Source organism: Corallococcus sp. CA049B (assembly GCF_003611685.1).
In the GTDB taxonomy this organism is placed as follows: domain Bacteria; phylum Myxococcota; class Myxococcia; order Myxococcales; family Myxococcaceae; genus Corallococcus; species Corallococcus coralloides.
On record NZ_RAWC01000334.1, the window covers coordinates 1 to 6,642 of the forward strand.

At 70.7% G+C, this 6,642-nt stretch carries 7 protein-coding genes; 4 read left to right on the top strand and 3 right to left on the bottom strand.

What is annotated here, in order from left to right:
• The first annotated feature begins 8 nt into the window (after nt 1-8).
• Nucleotides 9-1,106, top strand: a complete 1,098-nt coding sequence (locus D7W82_RS37650) for an extensin-like protein (RefSeq protein WP_233588177.1) — start codon at nt 9-11, stop codon at nt 1,104-1,106.
• Between the two features lie 12 nt (nt 1,107-1,118).
• Here D7W82_RS37650 and D7W82_RS42030 read toward each other — a convergent pair whose 3' ends face one another.
• Nucleotides 1,119-1,481, bottom strand: a complete 363-nt coding sequence (locus D7W82_RS42030; RefSeq protein WP_233588176.1) for a CHASE2 domain-containing protein — start codon at nt 1,479-1,481, stop codon at nt 1,119-1,121.
• A gap of 109 nt (nt 1,482-1,590) precedes the next feature.
• Here D7W82_RS42030 and D7W82_RS37660 point away from each other — a divergent pair, with 109 nt between their 5' ends.
• From D7W82_RS37660 to D7W82_RS37670, 3 genes are all read left to right on the top strand, one after another.
• Nucleotides 1,591-2,796, top strand: a complete 1,206-nt coding sequence (locus D7W82_RS37660) for a hypothetical protein (RefSeq protein WP_120622886.1) — start codon at nt 1,591-1,593, stop codon at nt 2,794-2,796.
• Nucleotides 2,793-3,563: a ferritin-like domain-containing protein gene (locus tag D7W82_RS37665; RefSeq protein WP_120622887.1), complete on the top strand. Its 771-nt coding sequence runs from the start codon at nt 2,793-2,795 to the stop codon at nt 3,561-3,563. Before D7W82_RS37660 ends, D7W82_RS37665 begins: the two co-directional genes overlap by 4 nt.
• Nucleotides 3,564-3,661: 98 nt before the next feature.
• On the top strand, nt 3,662-4,192 hold the full coding sequence (locus D7W82_RS37670; RefSeq protein ID WP_120622888.1) for a TspO/MBR family protein: 531 nt from the start codon (nt 3,662-3,664) through the stop codon (nt 4,190-4,192).
• Nucleotides 4,193-4,216: 24 nt separating this feature from the next.
• Here the strand turns inward: D7W82_RS37670 and D7W82_RS37675 are convergent, their stop codons facing one another.
• Together D7W82_RS37675 and D7W82_RS37680 are read right to left on the bottom strand one after the other, a co-directional pair.
• Nucleotides 4,217-4,387: a hypothetical protein gene (locus D7W82_RS37675; RefSeq protein WP_370451140.1), complete on the bottom strand. Its 171-nt coding sequence runs from the start codon at nt 4,385-4,387 to the stop codon at nt 4,217-4,219.
• Nucleotides 4,388-4,537: 150 nt separating this feature from the next.
• Entirely contained in the window at nt 4,538-6,481 is a 1,944-nt protein-coding gene (locus D7W82_RS37680) for a PAS domain-containing protein (protein WP_120622890.1), read from the bottom strand.
• Nucleotides 6,482-6,642: the final 161 nt, after the last annotated feature.

A 6,642-nucleotide genomic window follows, 5' to 3' on the forward strand; every position in this document is an offset into this window, starting at 1 on the left:
CGACGCGCGTGGCGCCCCTGGCCCACTCCGTGACGCACACCGAAGCGCTGCGCTCCGAAGTCGCCCGCATGGAGCCGCAGGCCGCGGCGCACGGGGGAGCCGTCTCCGCGCCCGTGCCACAGCAGGCTGAAGCTCGCGCGCCTGTCTCGAACCCGGCGCCGCAGGCCGAAGCCGTTCGCCCCGCGCCGGTCACGTTCGCCTCGCCGCCCCCGGCGATGGCGCAGGCGGAGGCCCCCCGGGGCGCCCCGGTCACCTTCGCGGGCCCGCCTCCCGGAGTACAGTTCGATGGACGGATGGGCGTTCAGGCCCTCCGCATGCCTTCCGAGGCCGAGCCCATGACGACGTACGCTGCCGTCCAGGCCTCCACCGTCACCACCACCGAGACGGTGGCCCGACAGGAAGCCGCGCCCGCCCCCGTCGAGGTGCAGACGCCCGCGCCTCCCCGCGAGGACGACTCCGAATCCCGCCGTGAGAAGCTCAAGGCCCGCCTCAAGGCCGTGCGCGAGAACCCGCGCCCGGAGCCGCTGCCCGCCACCGTCGCGGAAGCCGGCCAGCGCGCCGTGGAGCGCATCACCCACCTCCAGGCGGAGCTCACCAAGGTCAAGGCGGCCAACCTCACGCTCACCCAGGACCTCGAGGTCGCCCGCCGCCAGGCGGAGAAGGCCACCGAGGAGGCCCGTCTGCGCATGGACGAGGCCCGCCGCCTGTCCGCGGAGATGGAGGGCCGCGTGAAGCTGCTCGCCGACCTGGAGCGCGAGCTGGCCTCCCTGGAAGGCGAGCGCGACGAAGCGCTCCTGTCCCTCCAGGAGTCCCGTCAGGCCCTCCAGGCCGCCGCGAAGGAGCACGAGGCGCTGGAGCAGGTCGTGACCAAGGGCAAGCTGGCCCTGGCCGACAGCCTGGCGGAAGAGGAGCGCCTCGCTGTGGAGTTGGAAGGCGCCAAGGACGAGTCCGCCTCCCTGCGCCGCGCCGTGGAGACGCTCCAGGGCGAGCGCGACGTGCTGGCCCAGCAGGTCGCGTCCCTCACCGCCGAGCGCGCCGAGCTGCTGGAGGCGCGCAAGGCCCTGGAGTCCGTGCACCGCGCCTTGAGCCAGGCCACGGTGCGCTGAAGGTCCCTTCGCCTACTTCGCGTCCTTCGCCACGCCCGTGGGCTTCTTCCCGGGCCCCACTGCGGCGGTGAAGGACGCGGGCAGGGCCGGGCGCTGGAGCGACGCGACGTCCACCCGCGCGAGCGGATCCGCGTCCTCCCGCCGCGCCTGGAGCAGGTCGGCGATCCGCTCCTGCCGCTCGTCCATCACCGCGTCGAACAGCACGGCCCTGGCTCCCGCGGCCTTCAGCTCCTGCGCGATGCGCGCCCACAGCGCGCGCGTGTACGGCCAGTTACGGAATCGGGCCTCACAGCCAGGAGGAGCCGGAGAGGCCCGTGAAGCAGGCGGCCCTGCGAGCCGTCGCAGCCCCTGGCGTCCGCCGGCCGACGACTGCACGTCTGTTGCCGTTGGATGGAGGCCCCCAACCTTCATGCCCATGGGACCCGAGGCGGTGAAGCCCACCGCCCGCGTTCAATGCCTGTCCCTTCCCAGAAGGAGTCACCCCGTGGCCTTGGACCTGTTCAAAGAAGAGGGCACTCCCGTCGAGCGCCAGTCCTTCACCTGGAAGGACCTGGTGCGGCGGCCCTACAGCAAGATGGACGATGACGCGTTCACCCGGACGCGCGTCATCCTGATGAACGGCATCGAAGCGGACGCCCTGCGCATGAAGCACATCTTCGCGCGGCTCAACCTGGAGCTGCGTCCGCACCTGGCGCTGGTGCGCCGCGCGGAGCACCACCAGCAGACGCTGGTGAACTGGCTCACGCCGCCGGACCAGAAGGTCATCGAGACCACGCTCGGCTTCGAGCAGCTCGCCATCGAGGTCACCGCCAGCGTCGCCATCCACGAGCCCGACCCCTATCTGGCCCAGACGTACCGGTTCGGGATGCTGGAGGACTTCGACCACCTGTACCGCTACTCCGCGCTCTATGACCGGCTGGAGGGCCAGGACCCCAACAACATCACCCAGTCCTATACGGACATCATCCCGGGCCGCCCCACGGCCGTGGAGCACCGCCATCCGCTGGATGACCTGCGCCGCCCCTACGACCGCAAGACCGCGGATCCGCTGTCCAAGCTTCACGCGATGACCATCACCGCGGCCGAGTTCCAGACGCACGACTACTACATGACCGTGGGCCCCACGTTCACGGACCCCGTCGCGCGGCAGCTCTACGCGGAGATCGCCTCCATCGAGGAGCAGCACGTCACCCAGTACGGCTCGCTGATGGACCCCGGCGAGTCCCTGCTGGAGAAGTGGATGCTCCACGAGGCCATGGAGGTCTACAACTACTCCTCGTGCCTCGCGTACGAGACGAACCCGCGCATCAAGGAGGTGTGGGAGCGGTTCGTGGACTACGAGCTGGGACACCTCCACTACGTGATGGAGCTGTTCAAGAGCCTGGAGCGGCGTGACCCCGCGGAGGTGCTGCCCCGCACGCTGCCGGAGCCCATCGCGTTCAAGGAGCACCGCGAGTTCGTGCGCAAGGTCCTCTCGCAGGAGGTGGACCTGCGCTCCGACGGCACCGAGTACGTGGACAAGTCGCGGCTGCCGCCGGACCACCGCACGCTCGTGTACCAGTCCCAGCTGAACTCGGAAGGGTCGCCCTCGGAGACGGCGGCGGCTGGATACAAATGGAGGCCGGGCACGGAGCTCGCCGCGAAGGCGGAGCGCATGGGCTCGGTGCTCGAGGGGAGGAGGCTGCAATGAGCAAGGACACCATCGCCGACGTGGGGATGAACCGCACCGGCATCAAGACGTCACCCGTGGACAGCAAGGACATCATCGCGGAGGCGGAGCGCGCCCAGCCCAGCAGTCCGGGTGACGCGCAGGCCATCGCGGAGGTGCGCAAGCAGTACATGCGCGAGTCCGGTGACGGCCTGGGCCGCGTCCCGCCCCCCTCCAGCCTCAAGGGCATGGCGAAGACCGCGGTGGACATGCTCAAGGGCGGCAAGCCCACCGTGTTCATCGACAAGCTGGGGGAGCGGCTCGCCTTCGAGCGCAGCGGCGTCCGGCTCTACGAGGGCGCGCTCGCCAAGCTGGACGTCTTCGGCGGCTGGGAGGGAGGGCCGTCGCGGGAGCTGCTCACGAAGATAATGGATGACGAACTCAGCCACTTCGCCCTCCTGACGGAGGCCATGGAGAAGCTGGGCGCGGACCCCACGGCGATGACGCCGTCGGCGGACCTCACCTCGGTCATCTCCATGGGCGTGCCCGCGGCCATCTCCGACGCGCGCACCAACCTGCGGCAGGCCATGCAGGCGCTGCTGGTGGCGGAGCTGACGGACAACGCGAGCTGGGAGCTGCTCATCGACCTGGCGCGCGGCCTGGGCCATGACTCGCTCGCGGACCGCTTCCAGCTGGCGCTGGACGCGGAGGCCGAGCACCTGGCGCTCGTGAAGGGCTGGCTGGCGGCGGGCGTGGCCACGGAGGCGCGCGCGCCCATGGAGTCCGCGTCCGTCCCCGCGCAGCCCTGAGCAGACAGCCGGGCAGGCAGGCGGACGTGGCAGGCCGTTGTGCGAGGACACAGCTTGTGGGCTCGCACGACGGCTTCGTTACGTCTGGAGGCAACGATATGCAGCTCAGCGAGCTGGGTGGCTCCGAGGGCCTGGAACACAACGCCACGCTCAACCGTGAATCGCTGGTGGCGCTGGGCGCCTTCGGCGCGCTCACCGCGGGCGCGGTCTTCGTCGGCGCGCGGAGCACCCGCGAGGCCGTGGAGAGCCGCTGGTACAGACAATTGAAGAAGCCGCCCTACCAGCCGCCGCGGCAGGCGTTCGGGCCGGTGTGGACGGCGCTCTACGGGCTCATCGCCGTCTCCGGCTGGCGCATCTGGGGCTCACCCGCGGGAGCGGAGCGCTCGCGCGCGTTGGGCCTGTGGTTCATTCAGCTGGGGCTCAACGCCGCGTGGTCCCACCTGTTCTTCCGCAAGCGCCAGCTCAAGGCCGCGGCGGTGGAGAACTGGGCGCTCCTGGGCAGCATCGCGGCGTATACCGCCGCCGCCAGCCGCGTGGACCGCAAGGCGCCGTGGTTCATGGCGCCGTACCTGGGCTGGGTGTCCTTCGCCAACGTGCTGTCGACCGACATCGCCCGGCGCAATGCCTGACGCCGGGCGCGCTCTCCTCGCGCGCTAGTTGCGCATGCGCGAGGGGGGAGCGGCGTTGAAGGACAGCACCGCGGCGAAGTAGCGCGCCTGGTTCTCCGAGGTGCAGCGCACCTCCTGGATGCGTCCGCCGACCTTCACCCGGACAATCCACCCGTCGTTGTCCTGGCTGACCGGGGACTCACTCTTCATCGTCATGTTTTCCATGGCTCATCTCCCTCCCGTGCACCCGGGTAGAGCAGGGGGCGTGCCAGGGATGGGAAGCGTGGGATTCCAGCCCTTTGCATGCAGCCTTCGTCCGGGGCGGAGAGGCGGGGCTGAAGTTCTTTCAGGGGGGCGGCCGCGGCTTCAGTGAAGGTGGCGATCAGGCCACACCTGCGGGAGGGCGGGCTGCACGGAGGCGAGTGTCGGCAGCGCGACGTAGAAGGTGGACCCCTGGCCTGGCGCGCTCTCCACCCAGATGCGGCCGCCGTGGCGCTCCACGATGTCTCGGCTGATGTAGAGGCCCAGGCCCAGCCCGCCGTAGGAGCGGGTGGAGGCGTTGCGCGCGCGGAAGTAGCGGTCGAAGAGCTGCTGCTGCTGGTCCTCCGGGATGCCGATGCCCGGGTCCGTCACGGACAGCACCGCGACGTCCTCCGTCAACGACAGCCGCACGCGGATGGTGCCGCCGTCCGGGCTGTACTTGAGCGCGTTCTCCAGGAGGTTGGAGACGACCTGCTCCAGCCGGAATGTGTCGCCGTGGACGGAGATGGGCTCCCGGGGGTGCTCGAATTCGAAGGTGTGGTTGCCCTTCTGGCCTTCCATGCCGGCGAGCGTGTGCTCCACCAGCAGGTCGAAGCGGGTGGACTCCGGGTGCAGGGCCAGGCGGCCGGCCTCGATGCGGGACGCGTCCAGCAGGTCGTTGATGAGGCCGGTGAGGCGCGTGAGCTGGTGGCGTGCGTGGCGCAGCACGCCGGGGTCCAGGTTCTCGCCGCGCTCCAGGCGGCGCTCCAGCGTGGCCAGGCGCAGGCTCAGGGGCGTCAGCGGCGTCTTCAGCTCGTGGCTCGCGATGGAGAGGAAGTCGTCGCGCACGCGGATGGCCTCCTGGGCCTCGCGGTACAGGTGCGCGCGCTCCTCCTCCGCGCGGCGGCGCTCGGTGATGTCCTCGATGAGGACGCCCACGCCCAGCACGCGGCCGTCGGGGGTGCGCACGGGATAGAGGTTGCCCCGGAACCAGCGCCGGGGGCCGGGGGCGCCCAGGTCCTCGTCGGAGGTGGACTCCTGGTCCACCAGGGGCTCGCCGGTGCGCAGCACGTAGCGGGGCCCCTGCTCCGCGATGGCGCCCGGCTCCCCGAGCAGCTCCGGCAGCGTGTGTCCCGGGTGGTCCTCCGCCGGGATGCCGTTGATGCGCGCGAGCGTTTCATTGACGCGCACGTAGCGCAGGTTCGTGTCCAGGAAGCCGATGCCCACGGGCGCGCCGCGGAAGAGCAGGTCCAGCTGGGCCAGGTTCTCCTCGCGCTCGGCCTCCACGCGGCGGCGCTCGGTGATGTCCTCCACGATGCCGACGCCGCCCTCCACGGTGCCGTCCTCCGCGTAGCAGGGGGCGAAGCGGATGCGCACCGGTATCTCCTTGCCGGTGGTGAGCGAATGGTAGACGCCTTCGTAGTCGCAGGGGCGGCCGGCCAGTGACTCGCGCACGCAGGTCATGATGCCTTCGTCGCGCAGCGTGAGCAGCCGCAGGCCCACCAGGTTGCGCTTCGACGTGCCGATGAAGCTCGCGAAGAGGTCGTTGCACGCGGTGATGACGGGGTTGCGGTCGAAGTGGAAGATGCCCAGGGGTGCGTTCTCCACGAGCAGCCGGTAGAGCCGGTCCACCGTCTGCTGATGCGAGGCCACGCCGGAGCCACTGGAGATGTGCTCCACCGGCTCCTCCAGCGAATCGATGACCTCATGCAGCCTGCGCAGCGTGAAGACGATGCGCTCATCTCCGTCCAGGCCGGTGGCGCCCACGGTGACCTCCACCTGGAGCTCCACGCCGTCGCGCCGCCGGGCGAAGACGCGCGTGGGCCGCCCGCCCAGCGCCTTGCGGCGCGACAGCAGATAGCGCGGCAGGCTGAGGCCGTGGAAGCGGTGCAGGCGGGGCGGGAAGAGGTCGGTGACGGGCCTGCCCACGAGCTGCTCGCGGTCCCAGCCCAGCAGCCGCTCCGTGGCCGCGTTGATGTGCAGGATGCGCTCATCCGGGCCGCACGCGATGAAGGGGTCCACCGCGGCGTCCAAGATGGCTTCCAGCTCCCGTGCGGCTCCTGCGGCCATGCTTCGCTCCTGGTGGGAACCGGCACGCGCTCTCTTCGCCACGTGGCCGGCCCTGCCGGGAGGTGGGGCTCCCCGGCGTTGGCGGGCGCGCGTCTTGGCGCCCGTGCGCGTTCCCTTTGCCTACAAGTACACACTGTGAGCCGGAGCGGCGCGGTGACGCG